This window comes from Flavobacterium sp., from assembly GCF_043778725.1.
In the GTDB taxonomy this organism is placed as follows: domain Bacteria; phylum Bacteroidota; class Bacteroidia; order Flavobacteriales; family Flavobacteriaceae; genus Flavobacterium.
In genome coordinates this window covers 1-18,717 of the sequence record NZ_JAYWFT010000113.1, presented here as the reverse complement: position 1 = coordinate 18,717, position 18,717 = coordinate 1, and the positions used below count along the sequence as shown (strand labels likewise).

The window sequence follows — 18,717 nt, the reverse complement described above, 5'->3', positions numbered from 1 at the left end:
TGTTATAAAAATCAATCCTACTATTGCTCCTGAAGAATTGGCGTAGATATCAAATATATCTGGCATTCTAGTTGTAGTAAAGTACCTTGACAAATCTCCATAAAAACACCATATTGAATTGCAAATATTAAAATTATACAATTTGTAAATGAGTTATTGGATTTTCCATTAATGAAGGAAGCCCAAAACACAACAAAAATAAAATAAAAGGCAAAATGAACATATTTATCTTTATAAGGAACATGTATTTGACTTCCTACATCTGCAGTAAATGAAACTAGACTTAGGAACGTGATAATACACGTCCAAAGAATGGCTAAAGGCAGAAATGTTTTTTTATTTTTAAGCACCTATTAAAGCTCCGTAAGCTTCGTTATCTAGCAAATCTTCCCATTGTGACAAGTCGGAAACTTTAACTTTTACCATCCAACCTGCTCCATAAGGATCAGAGTTTACAGTTTCTGGACTTCGTTCTAGATCATCATTAAATTCTATAATTTCTCCTGAAAGAGGTAAGAATAAATCTGAAACTGTTTTTACGGCTTCTACCGTACCAAAAACCTCATCTCGTTCTAATGTTTGATCTAGCGTTTCAACCTCAACATAAACAATATCTCCTAGTTCGCTTTGAGCAAAATCTGTAATTCCGATTGTTGCTACATCACCATCAAGAGATATCCATTCGTGGTCTTTTGTGTATTTTAAGTTAGTTGGTATATTCATTATGTTTGTTGTTTTAAAATTCAGGTCAAATGTATTGTTTATTCTTAAATCTATAAAATGATTTTTATTAGTATTTCAATTAATTTCCAAAATTATATCTCAAGGTAAATCCGCCTCTAATATTTGTTAATGGAAACGATGTAGAAATCACGGCTTTAGAAAACGAGTGGTCATAATAGAAAATGGCGGTTAAGTTTTTACTAAAGGAGTAATCGGCAGTTAATTTGGCAGACCAAATATTCTGACCTCCACCCAATTGATTGTTATTATAATCTAGATAACGAACTATAGTTTTATTGTTTCTATAAGAGAAATCAATTTTCAAATTAATATCACTTTTAATAATTCCTGTTGGACTGTCTGCTAGCTGAGTAGAAAATATAACATCTTTAAAACGATAACCTGTTCCTATTACATATTCTATACCTTTTACTTCTGTAAGTAAATTGTTATCAAAACTAAGTGATAAAGCTCTGTCTTTTTTCATTTCCATCAAAAGCTTAAAGGAACTTTTAGTTTCAAAATCTACTCTTATCAATGGATTAAATTGCTCAACAAGATTGACATTTCCTACAATAGTTTGTGCATAATAATTACCACCTATGTCTTTTCCGTTAGGATTTTGGTTGTAATCAAAACTTGATCTAAAGGTATTAATAGTATAAGAAGCTTTATAATTGTGTTGTAAAGAAAAACGTTTAAACTTCTCCTTAAAAAATTTGTATCGCATTAACCCATTATATTTTACATTCCAGTTAGGAATTGGAGTACTTCTAAACATCCCTAAAGAAACATCAGAAGCATTTGCACCTGTATAAGCTGCTAAAAATGATGGCAATAAAACTTGTTGGCTACTTTTTCCATAACCTACAGGATAACCATCTGCATCAATATTAGCTGGTATTGATAAATCGATACCTCTTTGAGTTGCCAATCTATTAGCAATAGTAAGGCGATTTTCTCTAAACATGTCAAACGCAGACGAACCAAACTCATCACTATTACTAAAAGCTGTTTTTATTAAAACTGTAGAAATTGCAAAGTTTCCTGTATCATAAGGTGATCTAGAATTGTATTGTCCATTAGTTACATCATATTGTTCAGAATAATTATTGGCATACGTTCTATTAGCATTTAAGTCTATCTTAAAATCTGGAAATAAATCTAGATTTGCTGTAAACTCTAAGGTACGCGTAAGTACTTGTGTATAATTTTGATTGAATTCTGGATAGCTAGTTAACCAACCGTTTTTGGCTGCTTCAAATCTCACATCGTCTTGTCCTCCAAAGGCAAATCCGAGTGATGGCTTGGCCGTTCCAAAGAAACCTACTCTAGGAAGGAAACCCGGAAGAGCAGTTCCTTGATTTTCAATATAATTAATTTGAAGATTTTTAACACTTGTTACAATACCTATCAATCCGTCTAGGAAAACATTAGCGTCTTTCGCTGGTGTAGCTTTTACTGCGGCAACTTTATCACCTGGTTTTGGCGGTACTGTTTGTAGTGTTTTTGTTGTTTTTTTACTTTTAACCAATCCAATATATTTATAGAATGTATCCATATTGAATTGAGTGTTTAACTTGTGAGCTCCAGAATTTTGAATTGTGTTCCCCAAGTTATATTCCATTCCATTTAGGTCTGTTATTGAAGACAGTGCCAATGAAGACCTTTGCCAACTATAATTTCCTGTGTAAGTATATGCCGATTTAACAAAACTCAAAAATGGAATTTTATTTATTGGCAAATCATAATTAACAGTAATCTGTTGGTTGTGTAAATTAGAACTTCCTATATTCCAGTAATCTGTCCAAATAGTATAAGAATTATCAGGATCATTGTTCTCGTCTAGATAATTTCTAACAATATTATTGGAAGTAGCGCTAAAATTAATTTTTAGTGCTTTGGTAAGATTATAGTTAAATCCGTATTGATAATTAAACAAGAAATTTCTTTGATATAGAGCATCAAGGCCTATTCCTTCTACATCTACAAGTCTAAATTGTTGCTTGTTGAATTGTCTAGTGATATTGGAACTAAAGGAAACATTGGTCGGTAAGTAATTAAAATTAAAATCACTCAACAATTTCCAATAACTACTTTTCTTAAAAGTTTTAACTTTTTTGAAAGGTTCTAGTGGTTTAGGTTGAAAAGCAAAAGTATAGTCTGCTGTTGTATTTACTTGTTGATCGGTATAATTCTCAAGTTCATAGTTATGTCTATCAACTTGATTGTAGGAATAAGAAAGTGTTAAATTTTCTGGATCATAGAAATGTTGCTTTTGTTTTTCGCCACGTTCTTTTTTAACCCCAATAAAATTAATACTTTTTCTCTTAGTATAATCTATTGCACGATTTTTAAGATTTCTTTTTTCGGCATCATCTGCAGTTACATCAATTAGTTGTTTTAGTTCAATATCTTGATTGAAAGGATCATATTTGGGCGTAATAAATTCTTCACCAATCGCATAATTAAAAGGCAGATTAACACCCCATTTTTTGGGCAATAATTTTCCTAAACTCATATTGGTAACAACATTATATTGTAAAACATCTTCACGACTTCTTTCATTTGGACCTTGTTCTAATGTACCAAAACCAATAGTGCTTAATCTTCCTGTTGCAGAAACATTGGCAAAATCGGCAAGGTTGGCATCCATATTAGCAACAGCTGCCATACCGCCTTTGTTATCCATTTCGGCCAGTCGCATTTCATTAAACCATGCTTCACCTTTTATTCTTTTAGGAAGTAATGGATGTTGTGTTGTGTTTAAAACATTGGTTTGATTTTTTATACCAAGCATTATTGTTCTCACCAACCCAAAGTTTGGATTTCCTCTTATACCCAAATGCAGTTTAGGATCGCCATCACCATCTACCACGGCTACATCATCATCTGGATAATAAATTTCTCCTGGTGTGTAAACATGATTTAAAGCTAAAATTTTCATTCTAGTAATAAGTTCCAACGAAACATTCATAAAATTTTCTTCTGGCCAAACTGATTCCGGTGTAACACCACCAACTTGAGTTACCTTTAAGGGCATTTCTACTTGATAGAAGTTATCTGTAAAGTCATTTCCAAATCTTATAAAACCTACCATTTCATCGTCAACTAATGGATCTGGATCATTGGGCAAAGCCTCTGCATGCAAAAACATTTTCAATTTTTTAAACTGACGCATGTCTACACTTACATTTTTAAATACTGCTCTAGAATCGCCTGGTTCTAAACCAGAACCTGTTGCTCTTAGTGCTAGTGCTTGCTCATTTTGAGGAATTAAAGTGTTATTATAATACAATTGTTCTAACTCAACTCCTGGTGGTGTAACATATTTAATAGGTGTTCTGTCACCGTTTTCTTGAATATTTAATGCAATAACGTCAAAGTCTGTACTGTCATCCGATGGATCGGTATCGTTTACATCCAATGTATTTTCATAACGTCTCCACTCACCTCGAACTAAATCTAGTGACCCAAAACGAGTGGTAATTTGCTCCTTAAAACCAGTCATAAACATTCTCATAAATCGAATAGAACGAAAATCTGAAATGCTTCCAATGGTATTAGTTGGTTGAGAAACTGGAATTTTAAATTGAATCCATCTAGCACTAGTATTATCACCATTGGGCAACGTTACTGTAGTTTCTCTTACATCTGTAATATAGTTATTACCAACATTTGTTAGTGCAAGTGCAGATGGACTTACATCAATACTATATTCGTAATATGCATTAATAGTATTCATGGTATTGTCTCTATTAATGTCTTCAACATCTGGAACTGTTGAAGAGCCACGATTGGTATCTGTAACATCTATTGGAGAGTTTCCTTCTGTACCATTATAGTTTTTATACCTTTGAAAAACATCGCCAGTAGTGTTTAAAAAATACTTATAGTTATCAGCAGCAGGATCTCCAAATGATGCAAATGCAGGAAACTTAGCTGCTTCTTGACTGTCATTAATTCCATTATATCCTAAATCTTGTGCAGTTCTATTGTTTTGGTTAGAATCAAAAGCATAAATTAACGATTGTGATGCAGGAACATCACCCCAAATTCCTTGTGGAGCAACAACAACCTGATTAGTTCCTACTCCATTTTCATAAAATTTCCTACCGTCTTTAAGTACATCCTCTGATATTTCACCTAAATTAAAATAGATTTTTCCTGTATTTGTAGAATTTGCTTGTGCAGAAACATTTCCTGGATCAAAATAAGGATCTAACATCCAAAACTGAATGTATTCTACATTGGCTTGTTCAAAATTGGTAGAATTTAAAGCCCTAACTATACCTCCAAAATTGTCTGTAGGATTTGGTAACGTTTCATCTGGTGCTGTTGCAGGATTAAAATTAAAAGGTCCGCGTTCCTTTGGAAAAAATGTTAAATCTAATGTGTTAACAACCTGAGATTGTCCTTGAGCGATAACCGTATTAGGATATAATTCTTGACTGTATATTCTTCTAGTACTATTATAAGACAAGTCGCTATCTGAAATTCCTGTTGGTCTTTGGGTATAAAAAACAGGATCTATGCTGTACCATGCTAATTTAGCTCTTTTAAATCCGTAACTTATTGTATTGGAAGTTCCTCCAAAATCGTTATAAAAAGCCGCTGGACCAGTTGTTGGTCGTTCTGGAGTTGCCGATAAATACCAAGAAAAAGGAGATTTTAAATCGATAGTAGTTTGCGAACCTTCAAAGTCATCTACATAAATTGTAGATTCTCCCTGAAATTTATCTGTCTTAGGTGAATTAGGTTTTAAGTAAGCAACCTCACCTCTAAAGGAAACTACAGAAGGAACATCTGTATCAATATTGGGCAATTTATTTACCAATCGTGTCAAGAAAGGAACTTCTGTAGAATAGCTAGTGTTTAATCCATAAATGGAATTGTTTACAGATTCTTGACCATAATTGGATTTTTGGGTAAAAGGTCTTTCGGACATTTTTAAGAATGTTGCACCCAAAAGAAATTTATCAGAAAATTTATGCTCAACATTTACCCCAAAGAAACGTCTGGTTTGTTGACCAAAAACCGAGTTGTTTTCTACAGACACTTCTATAGGTGTATTGGATGCTGATAATGCAGGATCAAGAATTTGAACGCGTCCTGCCTGATAATTTACAGTATAGTCTATACCTTCTACTAATACTCGTCCGCCAGCTGTAACTACAACAGAACCTTTAGGAACATTAAATGCACCAATAGGAATTCCGTCGCCACCAGACGATTTAAATTTACCTCTAAGCTGAAACTTGTTTTTACCACTATCTTGTAGCGCAGCTGCTTGTGTAGATTTATACAAACTTCTAAAAACGTATTTTGCTTGATTGGCATTATAATCTGGCGTAAGAGGATCACCATTGTAGTTTTCTGTTGGACTTGTTCTCAATTTATCAAATAAGTATTTACCAAATGGTTCTACTTTGGTAAATATTAACCTACCATTTTGTTGATCAACTGTTAATCCTGGTATGAAATCAAAAAAACCATCACCTCCGTTTTGTGGGTCATTATTATAATTTAATTTATCAACATTAAAAACATTTAATAACGGTGCTTGTTCTACATCGGCAGGAAGTGGCGAAGTACTTGTTGCTTGCGTTATATAATTTAAAGGAGAAGGATCTGTATATAAAATATTAAATTTAAAATCTTCTTTTTGCAATTGATAACCACCTTGAATTTGATAAATATTTTTCATCATCAATCCCCAAATTGGTTTTTGAACATTGGTTAAGCTACTTTTAAGCATTTTCAAAATTAATGCTTTCGAAGATGGAATTCCGTTGGGATCAACCTGAGTTGCATCAACTCCGTCTGTTCCAAATTCTCCCACTTGATACACTTGATCACCAATAGTATATTGATAAGCAACAGCTAGAACCTCATCATTGGCCAATCGCTGTTGTAATGAAATATAACCCAATTGAGGATGAAAAGTAAATTCATTTGGACTTAATTTTCTGGCATTTTCTAGCTTGGCATAATCTGTTCCTTCGCTTACAGGAGCTAAATTATTAAAACCAGAGTTAGAAGTTACAATTTCTCTAATGTTAGGATTTAAGTAACCACCACCAGTGGTTATTAAATTTGGATCATACTTATTGTTACTATTTTTAGATGGTGTGTCTTGTGGAGCTAAGAAAAAACTATTTGCAGGATTACTAATAGGATCAATAGCTACAACTTCAGAGTTTGGAATAGGTGTTGACGTTCTATTATCGGTCAAACTAGCTTCACCTAAATCTTGAAGTGCAATAATGTTTCTTAAATTGTTGCTTGTTGTACTTACTCTATTCTGCTTGTTGGTTATCCAAACTTCTATACGCGTTATTTGCACTCTACTATCAATTAACGGATAATTTCTTAGTGAAGTATCATATTTATTTTTGAAATACTGCGATAAGAAAAAGTGTCTGTCGGCATCATACTCTTGAGCAAAAAGTTCGAAATTTTGAATCGTTCCGCCACCTTGTGAAGTAATAGATTTTGTTTGCGATTTTTGTTCAGAAAAAACTCCTGTTACCGTTGTTTTTCCAAATTGTAGTTGTGCCTTAACACCAAACAAACTTTGAGCACCTCTTATAAGCGAGCTGTTTAGTGGCATACTTACATTACCTACTTCAATTTTTTGTATGATAGAATCTTCGCCACCTTTAGCCGTTGGGTCAAATTCTAGTTTAATAAGATTTTGAAAAGCAAAGGTAGATTGTGTGTCATAATTGGCATTTACGTTCAATCTAGTTCCTACTTTTCCCATTAAACTCATGCTAATTCGCTGGTCAAAATCAAAGGTAGTTGTAGCTCTATTTCTAGGAGAAAAAGAAGGATTGTCTTGCTTGGTGTGTCTAAAACCCAAATCAATTTCTACAGATCCTGTAGGTTTTACATCTATAGTGTTTCCGCCAAAAATAGTTTCGAAAAAACTAGAATTTACATAATATTTGGGCAATAAATCTCTTTTAGCCTCCTCTGCGCCTTCTTTTTTACCTTCTATAGCATCAGATTTTTTCTTGAAATAATCGTGCATTGATTCTCTAAGAACCAGTTGTTCATATTCTTTAGGAGTAAGAATAATTGGGTAATTAATATTAAATCCTTCAAAGGTTTTAGTTAGCACATACATGTTTGTAGTAGGATCATACGTATATGCTTCGACCACACTTTTTGGGTTTTCCAACTTAATGCTTCCTGTATTATAACCTGTTGAATCTGTAACTTGAACTGGAGTCGTTGTAGGTATTGGAGCCGTTGTAGGAGTTGGAGTTACCTGCGCAACAGACAGTTGCCCAACCAACATCATTACAAAAATGAATGTCAGATTTCGAACAACTTTTGTGTATTTATTGTAATATGTTTTCAAACAATTATAAATTTTTTAATGCTTGTTTAATAATAACTTCAACAGTAGCATCTGGATTTTCACTAATTACTTTATCGACTATTTTTTCGGAAGCTTTTCTAACAAAACCTAAAACCTCCAAAGCAGATAACGCTTCATCACGATTTGTATTGTTTTGAGATAGTGAAACTTCGTCTAAATCGTAAATTTTTAACACTTTATCCTTCAAATCTAGTATGGCACGTTGAGCAGTTTTGCCACCAATACCTTTTATAGATTGAATTGTCCCTACATCGCCACTTGCCAATGCATTGATAATTTGTTTTGGCTCAAGCGATGAAAGCATTGTTCTAGCAATACCGGCACCAATGCCCGAAACGGTCAATAACATCTTGAAAATTTCTTTTTCAGATTTTTCTACAAATCCATACAACGAATGAGCATCTTCTTTGATAATCAAGTGCGTAAAGAGTTTTATAAAATCGGTTTTAGGAAGTAATGTATAGGTATGTAACGAAATATTAATATGATAACCCACACCATTACAGTCTATTACAACCTCTGTTGGCGTTTTCTCTACTAATTTTCCTTGAATGTGTGCTATCATAGTATTTTTTATGCAATTCAAATATAACAAAAAACTTTAACTGGCATTACAATTGCCGTTATTCTGTTAGTTATTAACGTCGAAATTCTTAATTCGTTTTCCTTTCTCTTGTGCATCAACTACTGCAACTGCCGCCATGTTAACCATTTCTTCTACACTTGCTCCCAATTGAAAAATGTGAACTGGCTTATCCATTCCTAGCATAATTGGCCCAACAGAATCTACTTTATACAATTCTTTCAATAATTTATAAGTAATATTAGCCGATTCTAAATTTGGAAAAATAAGTGTATTTACTTTCTTTCCTGCCAATTTAGAAAACGGAAATTTGGCTTTAAGCATGTCTGGATTTAGAGCAAAATCGGCTTGAATTTCGCCGTCAACAATTAAATCTGGATAATATTTATGCAAATAAGAAACCGCCTCGCGCACTTTGCTTGCACTTTCATGAGCAGACGAACCAAAGTTAGAAAATGAAACCATGGCAATAACTGGTTCCATACCAAACATTCTAACTGTTTTCTCTGTCATAAGAGCAATTTTAGCTAAATCATCTGCTGATGGATCAGGATTTATTGCAGTATCTGACAAAAACATTGGTCCACGATTGGTCATCATCATATTAGTAGTAGCGATTAACGAAATTCCTGGTGCTTTACCAATCAATTGCATTAAAGGTTTTACAACGGTTGGATAACTTCTAGAATAACCCGAAACCATTGCATCTGCATCGCCTTGATTGACCATCATTGCAGCAAAATAATTACGTTCGCGCATCCATTTTTGGGCATCAAGTAGTGAAATACCGCGTCTATTTCTTTCTTTCCAGTAAATCTCGGCGTATTCTAATCTGCGTTTGTCCTCTTCTTGTGTTTTAGGGTCAAAAATTGGAACATCGGCATCAAAACCAATTTCTTCTTTTAGTTCCAGAATATCTTCTTTTCTTCCTAATAAAATTGGATGTCCTATTCCTTCTTCATATACAATTTGTGCCGCTTTTAAAACGTCTAATTGATCTGCTTCGGCAAAAACTATTCGTTTAGGATCAGTTTTAGCTCTATTTGTTAACAATCTAACCATTTTATTATCAGAACCCATTCGTTCTAATAATTCTTCTTCATATTTTTCCCAATCGGTAATTGGATGCAAGGCAACACCGCTTTCCATTGCAGCTTTTGCAACTGCTGGCGCAACCATGGTTATCAATCGTGGATCGAAAGGTTTTGGAATAATGTAATCACGACCAAAATTTAATCTAGTTTCGCCATAGGCAATATTTACTTGCTCTGGAACCGATTCTTTAGCCAAAGCAGCAAGAGCGCGAACAGCAGCCATTTTCATAGCTTCGTTAATTTTAGTAGCTCGAACATCTAGTGCACCACGAAAAATATATGGAAAACCTAATACATTATTTACTTGATTAGGATGGTCAGATCGACCTGTTGCCATAATTATATCTTTTCTTGTAGCAATAGCAATATTGTAATCTATCTCTGGAACAGGATTTGCCATTGCAAAAACAATTGGATCTTTTGCCATTCCAAGAAGCATTTCTGAAGTAAGAATATTACCTGCCGAAAGTCCAAGAAAAACATCAGCATTTTGCAAAGCTTCTTGCAATTGAATGCCTTTTTTTCCGAAAGAATATCTTTTTTGAAGTTCCGATAAATCGGTTCTATCAACAGACAAAACACCATCTTTATCAAACATGATAATGTTTTTGGGTTGAATACCTAGTAAAACATACAAATTAGCACAAGCTAATGCAGCCGAACCAGCACCAGAAACTACCAATTTTACATTTTCGATTTCTTTTCCTGCAAGCTCAAGCGCATTTAATAAAGCTGCCGATGATATAATTGCAGTTCCATGTTGATCGTCATGCATTACAGGAATATTTAATTCCTCAACCAGTCTGCGTTCAATTTCAAACGACTCTGGAGCTTTAATATCTTCTAGATTTATTCCTCCAAAAGTGGGAGCAATATTTTTTACTGTAGCAATAAATTCTTCAATATTTTTCGTATCAACTTCAATGTCAAAAACATCAATGTCGGCAAAAATCTTGAACAACAATGCCTTTCCTTCCATAACTGGCTTGGATGCTTCTGGACCAATATCACCAAGACCTAAAACCGCAGTTCCATTGGTAATTACGGCAACAAGATTTCCTTTGGCAGTATATTTATAAACATTATTTACGTCTTTAGCAATTTCCAAACACGGTTCGGCAACACCAGGAGAATAAGCCAACGACAAATCTCTTTGTGTTGCATATTTCTTGGTTGGAACAACTTGTATTTTTCCTGGAGTTGGTTTAGCGTGATACAATAATGCTTCTCTACGCTTACTCGATTTATTAGTATTCATTGTAGTCTTTTATCATTCTGACTTACAAAGGTAAAAGTATAGACTGAAAAAGGAAACTTTTATCACTATTCTTTTAATAAAAATAAAATTTGATGTCTATTTTTTATAAAAATAAATCATTTGGAGATTTAAGTGTGTTTAAAGCTTCTTTCAAATCATGATTTAACAATTGAAAACCATATTGAAATGAAGCATTCATCCATCCAAAACCTTCGCGAGTGATGTATTCAAAATCGGTTCCTTGATTTCCATATTCGGCAAAAACCTTGTGTGAAGCCAACACTACATCATATTTTTCGGGAACTGTTCCGTTGTAATCGCAGGCATTTTTAGTAATCATCCAAAGCCATCTGTAAATTAATTCTTGTGCTTTTTGATGGTAACCATAATTTATTAATCCTTGCCAGATTATGATTTGATGTGGTGGCCAACCGTTAGGAAAATCCCATTGACGCTGCATTTTATTGGCATCAATATTTTGCAAGGCTTCTATAGAACAACCAGCAATTCCTCCATCAAAAACTAATTTTGACAAGTGTTTTTCAATCAATAAATCGGCTTGCTCTTGAGTTGCATTTTTTGCCCAAAGCGGAAAAAAACTTGCAGCCGATAGAAATATATTTTGTTCTTTGGTAACTATATTGTAATCATAAAAGCAAGAATCGGCTTCGTTCCATAGATAGTGATTTATGAGTTCTTTTCGAGTTTCAGCTTTAGAAATCCAATAGTTATCATTGTAACTTTTAGTATTATATTCAAATGAATTGTCAAAATAAGTTGCGATAATTTCGGCAAAATCAGTTTCATATTTGTACAACATGGCATTCAATTCGACCACATTTAACGAAGCACAAATTCCTTCTAGTCGGTAACTTGTATCGTGACCGCTTTCGCGAACGCTTCTATCATGAACAAAATAAGCATCTAAATCTAGATTTTCAATTTTGCGTTGGTAATATAACTTTTCATATTCAGGAATAGTCAAATTGGCATTTTCTGCAAATGGTTTTAAAATATCATCATAATGTCCCGATTCGGTTTCTGGAGGCAGACCAATTCCTTGAGCAAAATAACGATTTAATCCATTTTGTGTTAATCGTTTTCCCGATTCCATCCAAACGGTTTCGTATTCTTTTATGGCAATTTGAAGATTATTTTTCAACCAACTCAAATCTTTAACTGACATTGCTTCAAATACTTCGCGAATCATACTTGAAAAAAATGGAGGTTGTGTTCGGGTTAGATAATACGAACGATTGGCGTTTAGAATTTTGCCATAATGCGTAATTTGATAACTAAAATTTTCGACCATGCTTTTAGCAAGATCTAATTTTCCGTCAAGTAGCAATCCTATATTTTCAAAATAAGAATCCCAACCATACATTTCATTAAACCGTCCGCCTGGAACGGCAAATGGAACTCCAATTACTTTTCCTTCTTTTTGTTCTAATGCCAACGATAAAATTCCGCCTTCATCGTTAATACTACTTACGTATTGTGGCGTAATATCCTTAGGAAGTTGAACTACTTTTAGATTGAACTTGGCAACTAATTTTTGGTAATATTCAAAAGCAAAATCATCGGTAAACGGAACATAAATAATAGATTTTTCAGTTTTAGATTTTGAATCGGTTAATATATTTTCCAAACCTTTTTCGTCCATAGTTCGAGTTAAACCATCCCAGAAATAGTCTTTAATCATTCTGTTAATTCTATTGGCTGGAAGTTCGAAAACTTTATCAGAATCAATAAAATTTATATTATTTTCTTGTGCCAGAATTAATTCTTGCAATAAATTGGATAAAAAATAAGTGCCTTCAACAGCAACTTGGTTTCCATTAGATTGAAGCAGAAATTTTTTTATTCCTTTGTCTTCAATAGTAATTCGTTTATCGTTATCGGTATCTTCTTGTTGTAGAAGTTGCGAAAGTGTTTCGGAAATATTAAGCTTTACTACTGGCATGTTTATTATTCATTTTATATAATATCCAAATTAAGATAAAGATTAATGTTATAGGAATTAACGAGAAATAGAAAGCAGTTGTACCGTCAAATGATTCGAAAACGTGACCCGTAATTATGGAACCAGTTGTTCCACCAAGTGCCGAAAAAACTACAATTAATCCAGCCATTGAACTGTGCTTGTGTTTGGGCAAAGAAGAAAGAATTGTAGAATTTAATGTTGGGTAAATTGGTGCTAAAAACAATCCCATTATTGGTAATAAATACAATACAAAAGGCGCATTTAACCAAGTCATTTGTTGGGTGTTTTCTATAACAATATTTTTAGCTAATGGCATTACAATAATTACAATTGCTGCCACTGCAAGCAAGCAAAAAGATAAAAAATAAATCCATTTTACACGTAACAATACAAATCCCGAAAGCAATCTACCTAAAAACGTTGCGCCTGCCAAAATGGAGCCAGCTTGCACAGCAATACTTGTGGGCGAATGAAGAATTTCTTTATAAAATGTTGGCATCCAAGTAGAAAAACTTTGCTCTATCATTACATAAAAAAAGATAGAAAGTATAAAAACAATTATAAGTGGTTTCACAATCATGCCAATCATTGCTTTAAAATCTTTTTCTAGAGAAGTATTTTCAATTTTGGCTTCTTTTTCATCCAATTTTGAGAATAACAACAATAAAAAAGCAAGTAAAGATAAACCTGCAATTAACCAATAAATATGCAACCATTCGCGCGATTTGGGATCGGCATCATTTACAAAATAACTAAAAACGAATCCGCCGAGCATTACACCCGACATGAAAATTGCTTCAAGAAAATTCATGAAACTACCATGTTCTTTTTCGTTATTGGTTAATAATCCAATAGTTGAAAAAACGGAAACTTTGATCAATGCAAACGAAACTCCAATTACAAAAAACAACAATTTGAAATACCAAAAAGCATCTGCAAATGGCATAATACTACTTACAATTGTTACTAACGCAAGTGCAATAAGCATTGATTTTTTAAGTCCAATTTTTGGCAAAAAAGAAGCAAAAATAAAAGCTGCAATTGCAATTGGCAAATCTTTAAAACCTTCAAGAATAGATGCGTCACCTTTGGAAACCCCAAAATTTAGTTGCATTTGGAGCATTACAATTCCAACACAATTTAGCAATATTGCAAACACAAAATAGTTAAAAAACAAAGATAATTTTATGGCTGCATTTTTCATGTTTTGAGTAAATTAAAGTTAATACTTTATGCTTTTAGATATTCTTTAAAATCAATTCCGTCTGGTAATCTACCAACGTTTTGTAATTTTATTGCGGCTAATTTTTGAGCTATTGAAATACTATCTTCAAGATTTCGTTGTTGCAATTGAGCGTACAAAAACCCTGTCCAAAAGGCATCGCCTGCACCTGTTGCATCTTTAACTTCGTTAATGGGTAATGCTTCTTGAAAAAACAAACCATGGTTTTTATCTGAGAGAACTACACCATTTTTACCTTTAGTTAAACAAATTGTTGTGGCACCAAGATTATGAAAATAATCAAAAATATAATCTTCCGATTTTACTTCGGCAAACAGTCTATAACAATCGTCTTCGCTCAATTTTACTAATGGATCATTCAACAAGTAACTAGCAATTACTCGTTTGGCTTCTTCTCGATTGGGCCAAATTCTTTCCGAAAAATTGATGTCTATACTTAATTGCAATCCTAATTCTTTGGCTTTTTTGGCTCGATTCAAAATGGTTTCTCGCGCCGGATTTTTACTTAATGCAAAACAAGTAGTATGGTAAATTTTGGCATCAGCAATTACTTCATCAGATAATTGATGTTCTAAAATTTGACAATCGGCTTCTCTGTAGGGAATAAAATCGGGTGTTTCGGTAGATTTTGAAACAAAAATTACAGATGTTGGCGCCGATTCTAACTTGCATATATGATTGGTATTGACTTCATTAGCCTTCAATTTTCTAACAATATAATCGCCCAAACCGTCTTGACCGCAAGTTGCTACAAGAATAGATTTTAAACCTAATCGCGAAGCATTTACGGCAACATTTGTAGGTGAACCACCAAGAAAACGATGATAATCTTTGGTTCTATTTATGGATGTATTGACTTCGTGACCAATAAAATCTATTAGTACTTCGCCGATGCAAATGATGTCTGTAGTTTTCAAATTAAACTAGAATTTTAAAATTAGTATATATTGATTGATGCACTAAAACCGCTGCTGCTGCACTCCAAGCGCAAAAAGCAACTCCGTTTGGCTCTTGTGTATTGGTGTTGAAATTTTCGTAAAACGAATACTCATTTATCGCGTTTGCATAATTTATTTTTTCTAAAATCGCTATCGTTTCGTCGGTTTTAGATTTAGAATGTAATGCCAATCCGAAGAAACCATTGACCATTGACCAACTTCCGCCATTGTGAAATTCGTAAGGAAAATTTCTAAATTCGTACTTGCAATTGTTTTTAAGTAAATTCCAATGCTCATCGGTTTCAAAAATTGGCGGCCAAAAAGCAGGAAGCAATCCTAATTTAGTTTCTGAAGCTAATGAAAGTGAGTAGTTTACAATTTTATCTTGAAATTCGGCAGAACCAATATTTAATAAAACTACAAGAGAATTTGCGAAAGCATCGAAATTGGTTTTATAACCTGAAGGCGAAAAAGAACAAGGCATAAAATCGTTAAATTTCATTTCGTGGTAAGCGCGTTCGTGGTATTTTTCACCGTTAGAATTTGGCAAGAAATTAGATTCTATTTGTTGGGTTATGTCGTTGATTTTTAAAGCAATTAAATCACTTTTAGCAAAATAATTATATGATTTTAAAGCCCAAACGCGCAACAATTGATCGTATAAAGTGTAACCATCTGTAATGTATTCATCAGCCCAATTTCCTGATAATGGCACATATAATAAATGTTTATTATTGAATTCCCAAGCGTCTAAAAGTGCCAAACATTTTTCTATTTCCAAATCATATTGAGCAACAAAATCGACATCTTTTTTATAAAAAGCATATTGACAAATACCAATAACAAACCAAGTTACGGCATCTACTCTTCCTGCTAAACCGCCGTAACTAACCTCATTTTTATCATCTGAAATTAATACATTGGATGGAATAGTTCCAACTTGATGCTGGTTATTGGCTAACGTTTGCAATGTTTTTTTGAACGTTTCAATAAGTTTTTCGTCACCTGATGCTAATGCTGACAATCCGCAAATAACGCCATCGCGCGCCCAAACTCGTTTATAATTGGACGTATTTTCTGCACTTGCCAAAAAACCATTTGGCGAAGCTACATCATGCAACAATTGAATTGCTTTTAGGTAGGCTAAATTATTCACTAATAGCTTTTTTAGATTTCATAAATAAGGTACATATGGCACTTAAAACTAATAATCCACCGGCGAAAGTTATTGCTTGTCTTGGATCATTGTTTAGAAAATGTTTCAAAATGTATCCAAAAGTAATGGTTTGAATAAACATTGGAATTACTATCATCATGTTAATAATTCCCATGTAAACGCCATATCGTTCTTTTGGAATATTTGCAATTACCATTAGATAAGGAATTCCCATCATGCTTGCCCAACCAATTCCAAAGCCTGTGATAGCAGGAAATAATAAATATTTATTTTCTATGTGAGGAAAAATTAAAAATCCGATAGCTGCCAAAATTAAACAAGTAAAATGCACATATTTGGCTGAATATTTTCTTGCAAAACCAACTAATAAAAAAGCAACTAAAAAAGTAACTACATTATACCATCCATTTACCAAACCTGTCCATGAAACAGCTTCACCATATAATTTCATGTCTTTTTCTGGAGACGTATTCCAAACGGAAAGCGCAATACTTTTGGATGAATTTTGCCAATAACAAAATAACGCATACCACTGAAAAAGATAAACTAATGCCAATTGCCACATTATCTTTGGCATATCTTTAATAGCTGAAAATATATCATTAAATGGAGTTAAGACATTAATCGTTTCTGATTTTATTTTTTGTAATTCTTCGTCTGTTGGCGGAATTTCTTGCGTAGTGTGTGAACTCCACCAAACGGAACCGATAGAACAAACGGCACCAAGAAAAAAGGAGGCAAAAACCCAAGTTGGTAATTTTCCTGTAGTTCCGATAAAAATCATTGGGAAAATAAATAAAGAAACATTGGCGAGCGTTTGACCAAATCCTGTAAAAAAACTTTGCGCTTGAAAACCAATTGGTTGTTGAGATTCGTCTAGCTTATCAGCAATAAATGCTCGATAAGGTTCCATTGCAGTATTATTTCCTGCATCGAGAATCCACAATAAACCAGCTGCCATCCATAATGAAGAACTAAACGGAAAAAGGAATAATGCAATACTACAAATTAATGCTCCAGCAAAAAAATAGGGTTTTCTTCTTCCTTTTAATCTTGGCGACCATGTTTTATCACTTAAAGCTCCAATTATCGGCTGAATTAATAATCCTGTTAATGGTCCAGCAAGATTTAGTAAAGGCAATTGATCTGGACTAGCGCCAAGAAAATCATATATAGGATTGACGGCACTTTGTTGCAAACCAAAACTGTATTGAATGCCAAAAAAACCTACATTCATATTGATAATTTGCCAGAAACTCAAACTTAATTTCCTACTCATACTTGTGTTATTAATTAAAATAGTTCCCACATCAAAGACATGGAAACTACTTGTTTTAAAATAAAAATATTAACTTAATCTAACTTCAAAATCATATATCTTATAGACCAAAAATAGACTTCCAAAATTCATTTAAGCACTTATTGTCATTAAAACGTCAACAATTGACACGAAAACGTTTTCGTTTATAAATTTGTCTACGAATTTTACTTTTTAAATTTATTTATCAAATGGAATAATTATTATTGTTTCCCATTTTAACTCATCACCACCATTAAAAGGATTGGAAAAAAAATGTTCTAAAGGTTTTTTGTTTAATTTAAAATTATGTTTTTGGGCGTAATCCAATAAAGAAAACCAAGCTCTATCGGAAGTTCTATAATTGCCATGGTATGTTGCTTTTAATCCTTTTAGTGCAGGAAGTGTTTTAAACTTAACCAATGAATCTTGAATTACAATTGTACTTTTATCAATTGGAAAGCAGTAATTGAATTCTACTTTTTCGGCAATATCATCCCATTTTGTAACTTCTAAATAGGGTTTTCCAACGATTTTTATATTTTTATTATGTAAAAAACCAGTTATTTTTCCGTCATTCATAATCATAGTTTGTGCTTTTTCTTGTTGTGCACTTTTCAAACTTATATAAGCTACAAATGTTTCTTGAGAAGAACCAATTCCGTCAATTTTTACTTTTAAACTTTTCAAATGCTGGTTTAGAGCTTCTTTAAAACTTTTAATTTTATTTACCTGTTCTTCTTTAAACTTTGTGTTAAAAAAAGGAGCTGTTAATCTATTGTATATACTTGCATTTTTTTCATTAATACCGACTGAAACTTCGGTAATTGAATCGTTTATAGCGTTCATTAGCCAAGTATACTTATAAGTATCTTTTGTGCTAGAAACTTGTTGTGTTATTAAATTAAAGTTTTGTTTTTCAAGAACTTTATAGGATGGTATTTGTTCGTTAAAAAAAGTGATTATACAATTAGTTTTAAAGTACAAGCGGCAACAGGAACAGTATTTCAAGGTGTTCAAGAATGGGGAA

11 protein-coding genes are annotated in these 18,717 nt (G+C 33.1%); all 11 read right to left on the bottom strand.

Annotated elements, in window-relative coordinates; translation table 11 throughout:
* Positions 1-20: 20 nt before the first annotated feature.
* The 11 genes from ACH2CG_RS10840 to ACH2CG_RS10790 all read right to left on the bottom strand — a co-directional run bounded on the left by ACH2CG_RS10840 (position 21) and on the right by ACH2CG_RS10790 (position 18,536).
* Positions 21-350 (bottom strand): hypothetical protein, encoded by a 330-nt coding sequence (locus ACH2CG_RS10840; RefSeq protein WP_395065051.1) that lies wholly within the window; start codon positions 348-350, stop codon positions 21-23.
* On the bottom strand, positions 343-723 hold the full coding sequence (gene gcvH / locus ACH2CG_RS10835; protein WP_395065049.1) for a glycine cleavage system protein GcvH: 381 nt from the start codon (positions 721-723) through the stop codon (positions 343-345). The genes ACH2CG_RS10840 and gcvH overlap by 8 nt, the downstream gene beginning before the upstream one ends.
* Before the next feature lie 79 nt (positions 724-802).
* Positions 803-8,032, bottom strand: coding sequence for a cell surface protein SprA (sprA, locus tag ACH2CG_RS10830; RefSeq protein ID WP_395065067.1), 7,230 nt, complete (start codon positions 8,030-8,032; stop codon positions 803-805).
* Positions 8,033-8,096: 64 nt separating this feature from the next.
* Positions 8,097-8,678, bottom strand: a complete 582-nt coding sequence (gene ruvA / locus ACH2CG_RS10825; protein WP_395065048.1) for a Holliday junction branch migration protein RuvA — start codon at positions 8,676-8,678, stop codon at positions 8,097-8,099.
* A gap of 66 nt (positions 8,679-8,744) precedes the next feature.
* Positions 8,745-11,048: an NADP-dependent malic enzyme gene (locus tag ACH2CG_RS10820; RefSeq protein ID WP_395065046.1), complete on the bottom strand. Its 2,304-nt coding sequence runs from the start codon at positions 11,046-11,048 to the stop codon at positions 8,745-8,747.
* 103 nt (positions 11,049-11,151) lie between these two features.
* Positions 11,152-13,011 carry a trehalase family glycosidase gene (locus ACH2CG_RS10815; protein ID WP_395065044.1) on the bottom strand — a complete coding sequence of 620 codons (1,860 nt, stop codon included), beginning with the start codon at positions 13,009-13,011 and terminating at the stop codon, positions 11,152-11,154.
* Positions 12,992-14,236: an MFS transporter gene (locus tag ACH2CG_RS10810; protein ID WP_395065042.1), complete on the bottom strand. Its 1,245-nt coding sequence runs from the start codon at positions 14,234-14,236 to the stop codon at positions 12,992-12,994. The genes ACH2CG_RS10815 and ACH2CG_RS10810 overlap by 20 nt, the downstream gene beginning before the upstream one ends.
* Before the next feature lie 26 nt (positions 14,237-14,262).
* Positions 14,263-15,192 (bottom strand): carbohydrate kinase family protein, encoded by a 930-nt coding sequence (locus ACH2CG_RS10805; protein ID WP_395065040.1) that lies wholly within the window; start codon positions 15,190-15,192, stop codon positions 14,263-14,265.
* A gap of 1 nt (position 15,193) precedes the next feature.
* Positions 15,194-16,369, bottom strand: coding sequence for a fructofuranosidase/invertase (locus tag ACH2CG_RS10800; protein ID WP_395065038.1), 1,176 nt, complete (start codon positions 16,367-16,369; stop codon positions 15,194-15,196).
* On the bottom strand, positions 16,362-17,669 hold the full coding sequence (locus ACH2CG_RS10795; RefSeq protein ID WP_395065036.1) for an MFS transporter: 1,308 nt from the start codon (positions 17,667-17,669) through the stop codon (positions 16,362-16,364). The genes ACH2CG_RS10800 and ACH2CG_RS10795 overlap by 8 nt, the downstream gene beginning before the upstream one ends.
* A gap of 219 nt (positions 17,670-17,888) precedes the next feature.
* Positions 17,889-18,536 (bottom strand): hypothetical protein, encoded by a 648-nt coding sequence (locus ACH2CG_RS10790; protein ID WP_395065035.1) that lies wholly within the window; start codon positions 18,534-18,536, stop codon positions 17,889-17,891.
* Positions 18,537-18,717 lie beyond the last annotated feature (181 nt).